Source organism: Acinetobacter sp. WA-87 (assembly GCF_039938935.1).
GTDB lineage: Bacteria > Pseudomonadota > Gammaproteobacteria > Pseudomonadales > Moraxellaceae > Acinetobacter > Acinetobacter seifertii.
In genome coordinates, this window is sequence record NZ_JBDUVF010000001.1 from 615346 (window position 1) to 631616 (window position 16271).

At 37.9% G+C, this 16271-nt stretch carries 12 protein-coding genes; 8 read left to right on the forward strand and 4 right to left on the reverse strand.

What is annotated here, in order from left to right; translation table 11 throughout:
- Window positions 1-7: 7 nt before the first annotated feature.
- The 4 genes from ABFY81_RS02990 to msrB form a co-directional block, all read right to left on the reverse strand.
- On the reverse strand, window positions 8-640 hold the full coding sequence (locus ABFY81_RS02990; RefSeq protein WP_347912985.1) for a LysE family translocator: 633 nt from the start codon (window positions 638-640) through the stop codon (window positions 8-10).
- Window positions 641-704: 64 nt separating this feature from the next.
- Entirely contained in the window at window positions 705-1550 is an 846-nt protein-coding gene (locus ABFY81_RS02995) for an AraC family transcriptional regulator (RefSeq protein WP_347913413.1), read from the reverse strand.
- Window positions 1550-2035: a glutathione peroxidase gene (locus ABFY81_RS03000; RefSeq protein WP_004702185.1), complete on the reverse strand. Its 486-nt coding sequence runs from the start codon at window positions 2033-2035 to the stop codon at window positions 1550-1552. Before ABFY81_RS03000 ends, ABFY81_RS02995 begins: the two co-directional genes overlap by 1 nt.
- Window positions 2032-2451 (reverse strand): peptide-methionine (R)-S-oxide reductase MsrB, encoded by a 420-nt coding sequence (gene msrB / locus ABFY81_RS03005; protein ID WP_004702186.1) that lies wholly within the window; start codon window positions 2449-2451, stop codon window positions 2032-2034. The genes ABFY81_RS03000 and msrB overlap by 4 nt, the downstream gene beginning before the upstream one ends.
- A 240-nt stretch (window positions 2452-2691) precedes the next feature.
- On the opposite strand from msrB, the gene ABFY81_RS03010 reads away from it, so the two are divergent.
- The 8 genes from ABFY81_RS03010 to ABFY81_RS03045 all read left to right on the forward strand — a co-directional run bounded on the left by ABFY81_RS03010 (window position 2692) and on the right by ABFY81_RS03045 (window position 16263).
- Entirely contained in the window at window positions 2692-4122 is a 1431-nt protein-coding gene (locus ABFY81_RS03010) for a pyridoxal phosphate-dependent aminotransferase (protein ID WP_004702188.1), read from the forward strand.
- Window positions 4123-4588: 466 nt separating this feature from the next.
- Window positions 4589-5896, forward strand: a complete 1308-nt coding sequence (locus ABFY81_RS03015) for a dicarboxylate/amino acid:cation symporter (RefSeq protein WP_004702190.1) — start codon at window positions 4589-4591, stop codon at window positions 5894-5896.
- A gap of 684 nt (window positions 5897-6580) precedes the next feature.
- Window positions 6581-7648, forward strand: a complete 1068-nt coding sequence (locus tag ABFY81_RS03020; RefSeq protein ID WP_049065923.1) for a type II asparaginase — start codon at window positions 6581-6583, stop codon at window positions 7646-7648.
- 213 nt (window positions 7649-7861) lie between these two features.
- Window positions 7862-11425 (forward strand): DNA polymerase III subunit alpha, encoded by a 3564-nt coding sequence (dnaE, locus tag ABFY81_RS03025; protein WP_347912986.1) that lies wholly within the window; start codon window positions 7862-7864, stop codon window positions 11423-11425.
- 14 nt (window positions 11426-11439) lie between these two features.
- Window positions 11440-12279, forward strand: a complete 840-nt coding sequence (locus ABFY81_RS03030; protein WP_347912987.1) for an RNA methyltransferase — start codon at window positions 11440-11442, stop codon at window positions 12277-12279.
- The gene (cysE, locus tag ABFY81_RS03035; RefSeq protein WP_004702199.1) at window positions 12272-13087 is read left to right on the forward strand and encodes a serine O-acetyltransferase; all 816 of its coding nucleotides are present in this window, start codon (window positions 12272-12274) and stop codon (window positions 13085-13087) included. The genes ABFY81_RS03030 and cysE overlap by 8 nt, the downstream gene beginning before the upstream one ends.
- A 105-nt stretch (window positions 13088-13192) precedes the next feature.
- A complete protein-coding gene (locus tag ABFY81_RS03040; protein ID WP_139344793.1) occupies window positions 13193-14143 on the forward strand; it encodes a hypothetical protein in 951 nt (316 codons plus the stop codon).
- 113 nt (window positions 14144-14256) lie between these two features.
- The gene (locus ABFY81_RS03045; protein WP_347912988.1) at window positions 14257-16263 is read left to right on the forward strand and encodes an alpha/beta fold hydrolase; all 2007 of its coding nucleotides are present in this window, start codon (window positions 14257-14259) and stop codon (window positions 16261-16263) included.
- Window positions 16264-16271: the final 8 nt, after the last annotated feature.

The following is a 16271-nucleotide window of genomic DNA, read 5'->3' on the forward strand; positions in this document are numbered from 1 at the left end:
CTATACACTATTTATATGTAATTAAAAGCACAGCAAAAATAATAAAAGCAATACTAGAACAATAGTATAAACCTGTTGCAGAATGCTTGATTTTGTCTAAAACCCGCCCCTGAGCAAGTAATCCAACCAGCAAAATATTCCAAGCAAGAACAACACCAACCATCCATGTACTCATGAGCAGTTTTTGAATTAAGCTGAACTTATATTGAATAAGCAGCATCAAACTACTATAAAACATAATATTTTTTGGATTTAGAAGACTAGACTGCACACCTAACATTAAACTTTTAATTTTGTTCTGCTTAATATTGGCTTGATCAATTAAATTGTTTTTTTCAGTCGAGAATGATAAATCACTTGATCTAGCAGCGTTAAAGCAAAGAAAACTCAAATATACCAGATAAGCCGCACCAAGCCATTTAAAAAGTGTAAGGAGGCCACTGCTCAAATCTCCAAGCAACATAAAACCAAACAAACAAGCGGCTAAAATTAATGCATTCCCTAAAGTGATTCCTAAAATAACTCCATAAGTATAATGGCGTCCTTTTTGCAAAAGGCTCGTGAGAATAAGAAAGAAATCTGGTCCCGGTGATAACAGTGCTAAAAAATGAGTAAATGCAATAACTAAAAAAACGTCCATAACAGCTTCATCTATAAAACAGTATGGAAAATCTTAAAAATAGGAACTTATTATTTCTTGTAAATTATTGCGCGACTGCAAGTTGAAACTGTCGAGGAGTAACTCCTGTATGGGCTTTAAATGCTTTATGAAAATGACTTTGATCACTAAAGCCTAAATTAACAGCCAACTCTACGAGTGAAATCCCCTGTTTAAGGAGTTCCCGAGCTTGGTTAATCTTTAAATTAATTTGAAATGCATGTGGAGTTAGACCGACATTTGCTTTAAATAGCCGAATGATTGCATAACGACTCAGGCCAACCTGCTGTGCAAGTTCTTCAAGAGAAATAAAATTCTCAGAAGAAGTAACGACCTCAACTAAATCTAGAAAATCTTTATATAGGTACTGCGGTTTTTGTATTTCTTCTAAAATAAAATGCGGCAACAACAAGCCCATAAGACAATCAACAAGTGATTGTTCCTTTTCAAGAATTAGCTTTTGTTCATCAAAAAGCGCATCATTCATTTCAGTAAAAGCTTTATAGAAAGTTTCATCCCTTATGATGAGAGGCTTATGTTGAGGTAGATGCAAATCAAAGCCTTGCTGTTGAAATTCAGAATACAACTGACTTAACCACATTATATCCAGATGCAACATTTGATAACTCCAAGCCTCATTTGGCTTAGGGTTACAAGAATGTTCAATATGGGCAGGTACAATAACTAAAGTACCCGTCGAGATCTCTTGAGCAGTACCAAAAGAACTTTGAAAAATGCTATTCCCCTCGTCTACCGCACCAATTGAAAATGTTGGATGGCTATGAGACTTATAACATGTCCGGCTACGACACGACTTTCGAGTTTCAACATAGGGCATTCGCCGATCTTGCCAAAACTCGAAAGTTTGAGGAATAGCATTCATTAAATTAATTAGCCTGCTAATGCTTTTTCAATATCAGCTTCTAAAGCTTCAGGTTTAGTCGTAGGTGCATAACGATTCAAAACTGAACCATCTTTACCGACCAGAAACTTGGTAAAGTTCCATTTAATCGTACTACTGCCTAAAATCCCTTTAGCTTCACGTGTTAAATATCTAAAAATTACATGCGCTTCAGGCCCTTTTACATCGACTTTCGCAAACATAGGGAACTTAACTCCATAGTTTCGCTGGCAGAAAGCCCCAATCTCTTTATTATTTCCTGGATCTTGCCCACCAAACTGGTTGCAGGGAAAACCTAAAACTTCTAAACCTTGATCTTTATATTTTTCATAAAGTTTTTCGAGGCCAGCAAACTGTGGAGTAAAACCACATTTACTGGCGGTATTTACAATTAATAAAACTTTACCTTTGTAATCAGCAAATTGCTTAATATCACCTTCTAACAATTCAGCTTCAAACTGATAAATGTTACTCATGGATAAGTTTCCTCGTCATTTTTTTCTTGTGTTTTAAGTTGTAATGATGCCGAGTTCACACAATAGCGTAAACCTGTCGGCTGTGGTCCATCTTCAAAAACATGCCCAAGATGAGCTTCGCAATCATGACAAACAATTTCTGTTCTGACCATACCATGCGTTAAATCTTCATGTTCTTCAATTACTGTTCCATTCACTGGACGAAAGAAACTTGGCCAACCGCAACCACTATCATATTTTGCATCTGACGAGAACAATTCAGCGCCACAGCAACGACAAACATAGGTACCATGTTGCTTAGTGTTCCAGTATTGCCCCGTAAATGCTGGTTCAGTGCCCTTTTGTCGTGTTATCCGATATTCTTCTGGTGATAACTCTCTTTGCCATTCCCGGTCTGTTTTATTAACTTTTCCCATGACATGCACCTTTTATTCTGATGTAAACATAAATTGATAATCGTGTTTTATATTTACGCCATTCGTCAAAAAAACACTAGTCTCTGAACGTAAAATTTGTTGGAATTTAATCATCTAAGTAGCAGCAAGCAAAAAGTAAGCAAATTACAAAAACAAAAGTAAGCAAAATTATGTTTTATTTCCTTCCAAGGAAGCAAAGATGGTGCTATTCTTGTTTGGCACGGTTGTATAGGACAAAACATGTCTCAGAAAAAAAGTGTGCTTTTCCAGCAACTATTACCAGTTATCAAACAGTATCAGCAATCGGGTTTTACCCACGAAAGAATTGTTGAATTACTAAAAGATCAACATGATCTAAATTTGGTAACAGTTAAAACATTTAAAAGTTATTTATACCGATATGCAAAAGTGAATCCAGCTATGTCTAAAAATACTGCTACTCTCCAATCCATGCCAACTTCTCGGGAAATTAAGAAATCATCGAAGCTTGAGCATGTTTGCTATGACATTCGCGGGCCTGTATTACGAGCCGCCAATGAAATGGAAGAGCAAGGACATAAAATCATTAAGCTAAATATCGGCAACCCTGCTCCATTTGGTTTTGAAGCACCACAAGAAATTATTAATGACGTTGCTTTAAACCTACCAAATGCAATTGGCTATGTTGATTCGAAAGGCATCTTTCCAGCACGTAAAGCGATATGCCAGTACTACCAACAAAAAGGCATCCTAAATATGCACGTAAATGACGTGTATATTGGTAACGGCGTATCTGAACTCATTGTAATGGCGATGCAAGGCTTACTTGATGATGGCGATGAAATGCTCATTCCAATGCCAGATTATCCGCTTTGGACAGCAGCCGTTAATCTTTCGGGTGGTACTGCCATTCACTATAAATGTGATGAAGAAAATAGCTGGTATCCAGATATTGCTGACATTGAAAGTAAAATTACTTCAAATACACGTGGTATTGTGATTATTAACCCAAATAATCCAACTGGTTCAGTATATCCGCGCCACGTGCTTGAACAAATTGTGGCTCTTGCCAAGAAATACGATCTCATTCTATTTGCTGACGAAATTTACGACAAAATTGTTTATGACGGAATTGAGCACGTTTCAGTTGCCTCTTTAGCTGGCGATCAGCTATGTATTTCATTCAATGGTTTATCAAAAGCTTATCGTATTGCGGGTTTCCGTTCAGGATGGATGGCAATTACGGGCGATAAAAGCCGTGCGGCAGACTATATTGAAGGCTTAGATATGTTGGCGTCTATGCGTCTATGCGCAAACGTACAAGCCCAATATGCAATCCAAACGGCGCTTGGTGGTTATCAGTCTATTAATGACTTAATCCGTCCGGGTGGCCGCCTCTATGAACAGCGCAATATCGCTTGGGAAATGTTAAATGAAATCCCAGGTGTAAGCTGTGTTAAACCAGAAGGTGCAATGTATTGCTTCCCACGACTTGATCCTAATATTTACCCAATCGAAGACGATGAAAAGTTAATGTTAGATTTACTTCGTGCCGAAAAAGTACTTTTAGTGCAAGGAACAGGCTTTAACTGGCCAACTCCAGACCATTTCCGTGTTGTTTTCTTACCAGCAGAAAATGAATTACGTGAAGCAATTGGTCGTTTAGGTCGTTTCTTAGCCAATCGCCGTTAAAAAAATGCATAATCAAAAAGGCATCTTAAATTAGATGCCTTTTTCATTTTTATATGATCCATACATATATTTAAAAATACATAAGACCCAATTTAAATATCATTAAAAACCGACACAATATTTTGATTTTCATTAATTTTTAATAAATTTAATTTATATTATTTTCCAATCGAAAATAAACTTACATTTTTTACCATTCGATTAAATTATTATAATTTTCCTCATTTTCCATTTTAGCTATTATGCAAAAAATGCATGAGTTGATATTTTTTTGCATTTCACACTGTTTCAAAATAGAGCAACAATCCCTTTCCATAACAACATCATCATATTCGATTCGGTTAACACTGATGCAGATTTAGGAAGATGAAATCAGTTAAAGGATCGAACTGAACTTACAAGGAAAGCTTTTCAATCATCTCTAGCCCATCTAAAAGATGATTGAACCCAAAGGATAGAGGTTCATATGAAGCAAAAGAAATTGCTCAAGTATATTGTGGTTGCCATTTTATTCGGAGTATTGACGGGTTGGATCTGTCACCACTTCTTTAATGAAGGTGATCAACTGAAGCAAATCGCTTCTTATTTTAATATCATCACAGATATATTTTTACGTCTTATCAAAATGATTATTGCTCCATTGGTATTTGCCACAATTGTTTCTGGCATTGTTTCAATGGGTAAATCGACTTCAATTGGTAGCATTACACTCAAGTCAATGACTTGGTTCATTACTGCTTCCTTTGTCTCACTAGCCATCGGTATGGGCTTGGCCAATTTTTTCCAACCTGGCGCAGCACTAAATTTAGTATTACCGACAGCTCAAGAACTCAGTAGCGCTTCTCTCCCAGCGACTACTGGCTTTACACTACAGTCATTTATAAGCCACGTATTCCCGCGCAGTATTGCTGAGGCGATGGCTAATAATGACATTTTACAAGTACTTGTTTTTGCAATTTTCTTTGGCTCAGCTTTAGCTTTTGTTAATCAAGGCAAAGAACAAGACTCGGTTATTATTCGCTTGACCGAAGAACTTAGCAAAATCATGTTCCGCATTACTGATTACGTCATGAAATTTGCACCTGTCGCAGTGTTTGCAGCAATTGCATCTGCAATTACTGTACAAGGCTTAGGCTTAATTGTTGACTACGGTATTTTAATTGCAGAGTTCTACTTCGGCCTTTTATTACTCTGGGTTATTTTATTCTCGGTAGGTGCGATCGTACTCAAAAAGGATATCTTCCGTTTAGGCAAATTAATTCGTGAACCTGTAACCCTTGCTTTTGCTACAGCTTCGAGCGAATCAGCTTATCCAAAAGTTATGGATGCCCTAAATAAATTTGGTGTACCAAAGAAAGTGACAAGCTTCGTTTTACCTTTAGGTTATTCATTTAACCTAGATGGTTCAATGATGTACACCACCTTTGCAGTACTCTTTATTGCACAGGCCTACCATATTGACCTTAGCTTTACTCAACAAATCTTGATTTTGTTGACTCTTATGGTGACAAGTAAAGGTATTGCTGGTGTTTCAAGAGCTTCTATTGTCGTAATTTCTGCAACACTAACCATGTTCCATTTACCTGAAGCCGGCATTTTATTATTGCTCGGAATTGACCAATTCCTTGATATGGGCCGTACTGCAACAAATGTAGTCGGTAATAGCATTGCAACAGCTGTAGTGGCTAAACTTGAAGGTGAAAAAGTAGCTGATACTGAAGAATTACCAGAGACAGTATTAATTAAATCAACTCAAGAACAAACGACTGCTTAAGTCTATATTTTCTCCCACTCTCCCAATTTCAGAGCAATTTTATATGACCTTATAAAATTGCTCTTTTTTTTGCTCTAAAATTTAACAGTAGAAACTCACGGGTATTTTCATATTAAATAAAGGTAGAAAAATTAGATTCCAATCACTATTAAATTTATTAAGAGCAAACCTTAAAAACAGAATATAAACCAATCAATCAACTTTTATTTTAAAAAAAACATAGATCAAATGCTTATTTTTTAGTTCACTTTTAAATTCATTATTTTCATTAAACAACTGAATTTATTATTGAGTTTGCCTATATAACTTTCAATACTATTGAAACAATTAAAGTTATCAATAAAAAACAACAACATAAAATTATCATTTGTTAAATAAGTCTTTGAATTATTCTATTATTTTTTATTTTTATATCATCAAAAATTTCATTTGTATTCTTTATATAAAAATTAAAAAAATAGAGATAAATTAGAAAAACTTAATAGATTTTTTATTTTTTTCATGATATTTATTAGCACTGAATAAAAGCAATGACTAAATGATTGTTGTCGAAACAAAATGATATTCAGGGATGCTTTTTATTCAGACAAGTTACGAATATGTTTTACATGGTATGTATTTTGCTTAGGACAAGCAGGCGTATTCGGCAAACTTTTACTTCGTCACTTCATAAGGATATTTTCGATGTTGACTAAAACTGTTAAATCTTTCGGTTTAGCTATGGGCTTATTGGCCTGCTCTCTCCCACTTTACGCAAAAAACAATGTTGTTGTCGTTGCTACTGGCGGTACAATCGCTGGTGCTGGTGCAAGCTCAGCAAATAGTGCAACTTACACAGCAGCAAAAGTTCCAGTTGATGCTCTAATCAATGCAGTTCCACAAATCAAAGATTTGGCAAATGTAAGCGGTATTCAAGCATTACAGATCGCTTCTGAAAGTATTACTGACAAGGAATTATTACAAATTGCTCGTCAAGTAAATGAACTTGTTAAAAAGCCATCTGTGAATGGTGTCGTAATCACTCACGGTACAGATACTTTAGAAGAAACAGCATTTTTCTTAAATCTTGTTGTTCATACTGACAAACCAATCGTTGTTGTTGGTTCAATGCGTCCTTCAACTGCACTTTCAGCAGATGGACCACTTAACCTTTATAGCGCAGTTGCTTTAGCAGCTTCTGACGAAGCAAAAAACAAAGGCGTTATGGTTCTTATGAACGACTCTATTTTTGCTGCACGTGATGTAACTAAAGGTATTAACATTCATACAAATGCTTTTGTTAGCCAATGGGGCGCTTTAGGTACATTAGTTGAAGGTAAACCATACTGGTTCAGACAGTCTGTTAAACGTTTTACAAATGCTTCAGAATTTAATATTGAAAATATTAAAGGTGATGCACTTCCAATGGTACAAATCGTTTACGGTTCAGATTCTATGCTTCCTGATGCTTATGAAGCATATGCAAAAGCTGGCGCTAAAGCGATTATCCATGCGGGTACAGGTAACGGTTCTGTTGCGAACTATATCGTTCCAACTTTACAAAAACTTCATGATAAAGACGGTATTCAAATTATCCGTTCATCACGTGTACCACAAGGTTTCGTATTACGTAATGCTGAACAACCTGACGATAAATATGGTTGGGTAGCTGCTCATGACTTAAACCCACAAAAAGCACGTCTTCTTGCAGCTTTAGCTCTTACTAAGACGAATGATGCTAAAGAAATTCAACGTATGTTCTGGCAGTACTAAGTTTTTCAACCAGTCCAAATCCGTTTGGGCTGGTTCTTTTCTTCTCTTGTATTTTCACTCGATAAAATAACTAAAATCTTTGATCAATCTTTCATTTTAATATTCTAAACATTTGCTTAAATACTAAAATCCTAAACAGTTTGCCAAAATATTAAGCATTTCCTTTGAACTTTGCATGCTAAACTATGCTGCGGTCGTATTAAGGATTGGTTTATGCAGTTTGTTCATCTCGGTATTTATACAGAATTTTCGATTACAGAGTCGATTGTTCGCATACCCGACTTGGTCAAGGCTGCTGTAAAGGATGAAATGCCTGCACTGGCTCTTACAGACTTATCTAACCTTCACGCTGCCGTAAAGTTTTATAACTCTTGCCTTAAAAAAGGTATTAAACCTATTTTAGGTAGTACCATCCGTCTTAATGATGCTCAGCATCGTGTAACTTTACTTGCAATGAGTAATGTTGGCTGGAAAGGCCTGACCGAAATCGTTTCACGCGGTTTTATTGAAGGTCAACAACTTAGTATCCCTTGTGTACAAAAAGAATGGGTACTTGAACAGCATCAAGATATTATTGTTCTGCTAGGTCAACACAGTGATGTTGGTCAAATGCTTTGCTCATCTAACCCACAAAAAGCTGAACCTTTACTTGAAGAGTGGATTGAAAAGTTTGGTAATCGTGTTTATCTTGCTTTAACACGTACTGATCGTCCTGGTGAAGAAGACTTTATTCAAGAAGCAGCAAAACTTGCTGCCAAATATAATGTTGGTGTAGTGGCACACAATGATGTGCACTTTGTAGAAAAAGAAGATTTTGAGGCACATGAAGCACGTGTTTGTATTGCTGATGGTTATGTATTAGCAGATGATCGTCGTCCACGCTTATATAGTCCTGAACAGCATTTTAAAACCTCCGATGAAATGATCGAATTGTTTTCTGATATCCCAAGTGCTATCGAAAACACCTACAATATTGCAAAACGCTGTAATGTTAGCCTAAAACTTGGCACCTACTTTTTACCTGATTACCCAATTCCAGATGGATTTACCATCGACACTTACTTTGAGCATTTGTCAAAAGTAGGTTTAGAAGAACGCTTAGATTATCTGTATCCTGTTGAAAAACGTGGCGAAGACTGGCCAGAAATTCGTAAACCTTATGATGAACGAATTGATTATGAAGTTGGAATTATCCTTAAGATGGGATTCCCTGGTTACTTCTTGATCGTAATGGACTTTATCCAGTGGGCTAAAAATAATGGCGTTCCTGTTGGTCCTGGCCGTGGTTCAGGTGCAGGTTCATTAGTAGCCTATAGCTTAAAAATTACTGACCTTGACCCACTTCGTTATGACTTGCTTTTCGAACGTTTCTTAAACCCAGAACGTGTATCGATGCCCGACTTTGACGTCGATTTCTGTATCGCAGGTCGTGACCGTGTTATTGATTATGTATCACGTACCTATGGTCGTGAAGCAGTTTCGCAAATTGCAACTTTCGGTACAATGGCTGCAAAAGGTGCGATTCGTGACGTTGCACGTGTTTTGGGTAAATCTTACGGTTTAGCTGATCGTATTTCAAAAATGGTGCCGACTAAGCCACTTGGTGTAGATTTGGCAACTGCTATTGAGATGGAACCTCAGCTTAAAGATATCGTCACTAACCCATCTAACCCCGATAATGATGATGCCAGTGAAATCTGGGAAATGGCATTAAAATTAGAAGGTATCACTCGAAATACTGGTAAACATGCCGGTGGTGTTGTTATTGCACCCGGTAAGATTACCGATTTCTCGGCTGTACTTTGTGATGAAGACGGAACCAGCCGTGTTGCACAATACGATAAAGACGATGTAGAAGCTGCTGGTCTGGTAAAATTTGACTTCTTGGGTTTACGTAACTTAACCGTTATTGAAGATGCTATTCAAAATATTAATAAAAATCGCGATAGCAATGACCCTCTAAACATATCTCACGTCCCACTCGACGATGCTAAAGCATATTCTGTGTTTGCTGATGCAAATACAACAGCGGTATTCCAGTTTGAATCCGTCGGCATGAAACGGATGCTTAAAGAGGCACGTCCAAGCAAATTCGAAGAAATTATTGCGTTCGTATCTTTGTATCGTCCGGGCCCAATGGATCTGATTCCTGACTTTATTCATCGTATGCATGGTGGGGATTTTGAATATCTTCATCCTTTGCTTGAAGGCGTATTAGAGCCAACCTACGGGATTATGGTTTATCAGGAACAGGTAATGCAAACTGCACAGATTTGTGCGGGTTATACGCTCGGTGGCGCTGACTTACTTCGCCGTGCAATGGGTAAAAAGAAACCTGAAGAAATGGTGAAACAACGCCAAATCTTCCTTGAAGGTGCTGGACAAAAAGGTATTGATGAAAGCACCGCCAACCATATCTTTGACTATATGGAAAAGTTCGCGGGCTATGGTTTCAACAAATCACATGCGGCTGCTTATGCTCTTGTTGCATACCATACAGCATGGTTAAAAGCTCATTATCCTGCTGAATTTATGGCAGCGGTAATGTCATCGGAAATGCAGAACACTGACAGCGTCGTATTTTTGATTGATGACTGTCGAAATAATGGACTCGAAGTTCTACCTCCGTCAGTTAACATGTCGACTTATCATTTCCATGCCAGTGATGATAAAACCATCGTTTATGGTTTAGGTGCAATTAAAGGTGTTGGTGAACAGGCAATGCAGTCTGTTATTGACTCACGCCGTCAACAAGGGCCTTATACAGACCTATTCGACTTCTGCCACCGTATTGATTTGAAAAAAATCAATAAACGAACCTTAGAAGCGCTTATCCGTGCTGGTGCACTAGATTGCTTAGGTATTGAACGTTCTAGTTTAATGGCTCAACTGCCAGAAGCAGTACAAGCAGCCGAACAAGCACGTAGTAACCGTGAAAGCGGGATTATGGACTTATTTGGTGAAGTTGAAGAAGTTCAGCGTAAACCCGCTAAGCCAGTTAAACCATGGAGTGATGAAGTTCGTCTTAAAGGCGAAAAAGATACCCTTGGTTTGTATTTAACAGGTCACCCTATTGATGTTTACCGTCAAGAACTCAAAGCGTTTATTCCAGCAAAACTTAATGAAATTACTGCGACTCGTCGTGGGGTAACAACTGTTTATGCGGGTCTGGTTCTGGATGTAGCCAACTTCCCAAATCGCGTGGTTATTGTGCTAGACGATGGTACAGCACGTATTGAAGTCAGTTGTAATCATGAACGCTTCCAACGCTTTAAAGATATCATACAAGTTGAACATGTAGTTGTCTTTGAAGGCGAGATTTATGAGCGTGAAGGCTTTGATCGTCCAATGGGCCGTTTAAACAAAGCCTTTAACTTAAATGAAATTAGACAAAAACGAGCCAATAGCATTCAAATCAAGTTAACCAATGATTTAATGCAACCAAGTTTGGCAAAAGATCTACAAAATATCTTATTGCCTTATTGCAATGTTGATATGCATCAGCATATTGCACTAAATTTACACCTTGACCAACCATATGCTCAGGCCGAGCTTCAACTTGGCCCACAATGGAAAGTCGCTCCTTTAGATGAACTTCTAGCCAAGCTAAGAGATTACTTTGGTAAAGATAATATTCATGTTGAATATCAGGTAAAATCTAAGGCAGCTAAAGCAGCAGACCCTGTTCGTCCGCAACCTGTTGCCTCACCTCCTGTGGACATGACTATTGATGATGCATTGGATTCATACCAAAGCGAAGTTTCTCAATATTCGTAATTTCTGGAAATCTTATGAGTTTGTTTGACGACACCGCTGTGTCAAAACAATTAGCACAAGTGCGTATTGTGATGGTCAATACCACTTTACCTGCTAATATTGGCAGTGCTTTACGCGCAATGAAAACAATGGGCTTAAGTAAGTTGGTTCTTGTTTCACCAAAGACCTATCCACATCCAGATATTCTAGCGCTTGCTGCTGGTGCACAAGATTTATTAGAACAAGTCGAAATTGTTGAAACGCTCGAAGACGCGATTAAAGATTGTCATTTAGTTTTTGGAACCAGTGCTCGAAGTCGTACTATTCCATGGCCATTGCTTGATGTACGCCCTGCTTCAAAAGAAGCAATTAAGGCTGCTTCGCAAGGCCAACAAATTGCAATTGTTTTTGGACGTGAAGACCGCGGCTTAACCAATGAAGAATTAGCTTTAGCAAACTATCACCTTACTATTCCTGTAAATTCGGATTATGGTGTACTGAACGTTGCCCAAGCGATTCAAGTTGTATGTTATGAACTTCGCATGTCGGTATTAGAGCAAAAAGAATCTGTTTCTGATGATGGACAAATGCCACTTGCACAAGGTCAAAGCATGCAGTGGGATGAGCCTTTAGTCACTCAGCAGCAAATGGAAGAGTTTTATCCTCATTTGGAAAAAATGCTGACTGAAATTGAATTTTTAGATCCAGAAAATCCACGTTTATTACCTTTACGCTTGCGTCGTTTATTTGGTCGTATACAATTAGATCGTATGGAATATCATTTACTTCGCGGTATTTTTAGTCGAGTTCAAGCCCTCACAAGCGGCAAATGGAAAAAAGCATCATCGGACAAGGAGGATCAATCCAATGCTTAAACAGCTTAAAGAAGATATACAGGCTGTCTTCGCGCGAGATCCTGCTGCACGAAATACGCTCGAAGTACTTACTAATTATCCTGGTATTCATGCCCTAGTTTTGCATAGACTTGCACATGAACTTTGGAAAAAAGATTGCAAAGGAACTGCCCGCTTTGTATCAACATTTAGTCGTTTTGCAACAGGAATTGAGATTCACCCTGGTGCAAAGATCGGCAAACGTTTTTTTATCGATCATGGTATGGGTGTTGTGATTGGTGAAACTGCCGAAATTGGTGATGACGTTACGCTATATCATGGAGTTACCCTAGGCGGTACGACATGGAAAAAAGGTAAACGTCACCCAACTCTAGAAGATGGTGTAGTCGTTGGTGCTGGTGCAAAAATTTTAGGACCTTTTACAGTTGGTAAAGGCGCTAAAGTGGGTTCAAATGCTGTGGTGACAAAAGCTGTTCCAGCTGGTGTAACAGCCGTTGGTAATCCTGCGCGCTATATTTATAAAGATGCCGATAAAACCAAAGATCAAGATGAAGCACGCCGCCGTGATTATGCTCAGAGTATTGGTTTTGCTCCGTATGCGACCACTGCTGATCAATCTGATCCGATTTTAGAAGGAATGCGAGTTTTACTTGATCGTATTCAACACAACGAAACACGTATGAATAATTTGTGTCAACGCTTATCCGAACTTGACCCAACTTTCAAAAAAGAAAGCCAAGATGAACAACCTTTTAGCGATGAAGAGCTAAAAATTCTTGAAGAAGTTCGTCGTGAATGCGGTGCGCAAAACAAGACATCAAAAACGTAATATTCTTGATTCATAATGTAACACGCTTACCCTTGCATGTCGGTTTAGGTTTTCCTAGACTTAGCTGTACCAAATCTGACTTTACTAAAATGAACGGAAGATCCTATGAATTTAAAGCCATTGGCGTATTTACTCCTTGCAACTTCTAGTTTAACAGCGTGTACAATGGCGCCTGTAAAAGAACAAAAAAATGAACCTTTTGTTTTCAAGGAACCTGACCTTACTCCTCCATTTTATGCTTTAAACCCATTCAATTATGATGCTCCGCCAGCATTTGAAGTTGCTTTAAAAGATGCTGCTGCTCAGCCTGTAACAAAAATGGTGGTAACTCGTCAGGATGATCCAACTAAATCGCTTACTTTAGATACAAACAAACTGATTGTACCTACAATTAATAGTTCACAACGTTCAGTGAAGTACGCAGTTTTAGCTGGCGATAATGAAATTGATGTGACAGAAATTGACGACTTCTTACAGCTTGTAGAAGGTAAAGCTCGTCACTACCCGCCTCGCTTTACAGATCGTCAGGAACGTAAAGGTTTTGAAAGCAAACTTAAAGAAGTGACTCAGCGCTTAGATACTTTAGCTGCTAATCCAAATGCTTCATTTGATATTTTAATTCGAGCATTCAAAGCAAGCGTACTTGCACGTAATTTAGATTTAGGTACTGTTCACACAACTAAATCTTTAGAATATGCTCAAAGACTTTTAAAAATTAGCCCAGACGATCCAGAAACGAATTTCTGGTTTGGTTTTGGTTTATCTGAAGGTGGTGGTCAGCGTGAAGCCATTCCATATTTAGACAAAGCCATTAAAGGCAATGTTCAAGAAGCATATTTAGCCGCTGCAAATAACTATATTGCAATGGAACAAAAGAAAAATGCGATTCAGACTTTAAAAAATTATAAAGTTAAATACCCTGATGAAGCTGAAGTGGCTGACCGTTTAATTCAAGAAATTGAAAAACAAGGTCGTTGGAATGTATGGCAAGTTTTAACAAACCCAGCCATGGCACCAGCTACGCCTGCAAAACCTGCAAAACCTGCAAAAAAATAAGTTTAAACTTTAAAAAAGGGCTGATTTGACAGCCCTTTTTTATATTTGATCAATTGAAAAAAACTTTAAAATTTGTATGATCGGCATATTACTGATCCACATATTTGACCATAATGTTTGTTAGAAAAAGAAATTCAGCGCTCTTCACGGTCATACTCCTCGGTTCAATTCTGAGTGGATGTCAGGTGGTCAATGTTAAGCAACAAGCTCTCAACGTGACTATTGCAAATGAACGTAATAGTATTCTTACCCAAGATAAACTGAGTGAAGCAAGTCTTAACGTTTTGTCTATGTCAGGACAAGAGGCCAAAACCTGTACAGACTCCCCTGACACCTGTGTAAATCAACTCAAAAACCTTCCTCAAATTTTAGACGAACAGCTTTTATCTACTGCGAGCGAAATGTATCTCGCAAAAGCGATGGCTTTATCAGATTCTTCCGAGTGTAAAATTAGTCGATTCACTAAACACAAAGCGACTGATGAACAAAAAGCGATTCAGAATAAATATGACGATTGCTTAGACCAACAATTAACCTTTCTCGATAAGAGCATTCGTTATAGCTATGCCTATCTGTTTTCAACAAAACGTCAGCCGACCGACCGTATTTTTGATAACAGACAAGTTCAAATACGCGACTTCTATAATCAAGCAATTGCCAAAATGGTCAGTGTGTATGATTTGAGATACCCGCAAAAAAATGTGGTAGAGCCGCAAATTCATATTGGCAAGAGTGTTTATTCAATTGACTTTGAGTTTCATAGACAATTATCAGGCCAAAAATTAGAGAAATTAATTTCAAGCTATAACTTAAATTTCTCGGGTTTAAGAACAATTAACCGTCGTGATGGTTTCGGTTCTGAGTTTGTCGCCGTTTTTCCGAGCTCAGGAAAAGAAGATATTAATGAATATATTTTAGATCCACTTAATTACAGCTATAAAAATGGTGTGAATCCGAATATTCACCATGCACGTTATTTAGCTGCAACGATTGTGGCTGAGCCTAAAAATGCCAAAACTGTTCAAGACATTATAAATAACCCAGAATTTGTAATTCGAGTTTATGATCCTTATCGCACCGATAATATTAATGTCGCAGGTAAGCAATACCCTCTAGCTGCGAACTTCTCTGCACCTTATGGTTTATGGCTAGCTGAAAATAACTTAGGCGTAGCGGCTTATTTAAGCCTGATTGATCGTGATCAGCATTTAACCATGCCACATTTATATATGCTCGAACCTTATAATCCAAACAAAAAAATTATTGTGTTGGTACATGGTTTGGCAAGTAGCCCCGAGGCATGGATTGCTCTCACCAACGATGTTATGGGCGATACGGTTTTAAGAGACAATTACCAAGTTTGGCAAGTTTTCTATTCGACCAATATGCCAATTTTGGAAAGTCGCTTCCAAATTTATGCACTGCTTAAACAAGCGTTTAGTTCGCTAAACCCAAGTGACCCTGCTGCACACGATGCTGTGCTTGTAGGTCATAGTATGGGCGGTATTATTAGCCGTTTACTGGTCAGTGATGGTGATATTACTCAACCAGCCTTAAAACTGATGACTGTACGTCAACAGAACCGTTTCAAGAAACACCCTATGGTAACTGAGCGATTGCAAATGCATTCAATTGGAAACTTTGATCGCGCAATTTTCTTGGCATCACCTCACAGAGGTACAGATTACGCTGATCGATGGTTTACGTTAGCTGCTCGTAAAATTATTCGTTTGCCGGGAGCTTTTTTATCTGCTGTAGCGACATCATTAACCACAGAAAATCTAGATGTTAAAGATTTCTTAAATAACATAGATAATGGTCTGATTCAAAATGGACCAAGTGACTTAAGCCATCAATCTAAATTTATGGAACTCACGGAAAATATTAATCCACATCAAGGATTAGTCTTCCACTCAATTATGGGTAACATTACCAAGAGCGATGATCCTAATGTGATTACCGATGGTATTGTTCCTTATAAGAGCGCTCACTTAGAGGGTGCAAAGTCTGAGAAAGTACTTCCTGGTGGGCATTCAATCCAGCTCACACCACAAGCGGTATTAGAATTGCGTCGTATTTTACGAGAGCATTTAGTTGAACATGGTTTGTATAAACCATAAAAATAAAA

What these genes read in the sequence shown, in the direction of transcription:
- ABFY81_RS03000 (WP_004702185.1), bottom strand. Translation starts at nt 2,035, where the DNA reads ATGAGTAACATTTATCAGTTTGAAGCTGAATTGTTAGAAGGTGATATT.
- msrB (WP_004702186.1), bottom strand. Translation starts at nt 2,451, where the DNA reads ATGGGAAAAGTTAATAAAACAGACCGGGAATGGCAAAGAGAGTTATCA.
- dnaE (WP_347912986.1), top strand. Translation starts at nt 7,862, where the DNA reads ATGCAGTTTGTTCATCTCGGTATTTATACAGAATTTTCGATTACAGAG.
- ABFY81_RS03010 (WP_004702188.1), top strand. Translation starts at nt 2,692, where the DNA reads ATGTCTCAGAAAAAAAGTGTGCTTTTCCAGCAACTATTACCAGTTATC.
- ABFY81_RS02990 (WP_347912985.1), bottom strand. Translation starts at nt 640, where the DNA reads ATGGACGTTTTTTTAGTTATTGCATTTACTCATTTTTTAGCACTGTTA.
- ABFY81_RS03045 (WP_347912988.1), top strand. Translation starts at nt 14,257, where the DNA reads ATGTTTGTTAGAAAAAGAAATTCAGCGCTCTTCACGGTCATACTCCTC.
- cysE (WP_004702199.1), top strand. Translation starts at nt 12,272, where the DNA reads ATGCTTAAACAGCTTAAAGAAGATATACAGGCTGTCTTCGCGCGAGAT.
- ABFY81_RS03020 (WP_049065923.1), top strand. Translation starts at nt 6,581, where the DNA reads ATGTTGACTAAAACTGTTAAATCTTTCGGTTTAGCTATGGGCTTATTG.
- ABFY81_RS03040 (WP_139344793.1), top strand. Translation starts at nt 13,193, where the DNA reads ATGAATTTAAAGCCATTGGCGTATTTACTCCTTGCAACTTCTAGTTTA.
- ABFY81_RS03030 (WP_347912987.1), top strand. Translation starts at nt 11,440, where the DNA reads ATGAGTTTGTTTGACGACACCGCTGTGTCAAAACAATTAGCACAAGTG.
- ABFY81_RS03015 (WP_004702190.1), top strand. Translation starts at nt 4,589, where the DNA reads ATGAAGCAAAAGAAATTGCTCAAGTATATTGTGGTTGCCATTTTATTC.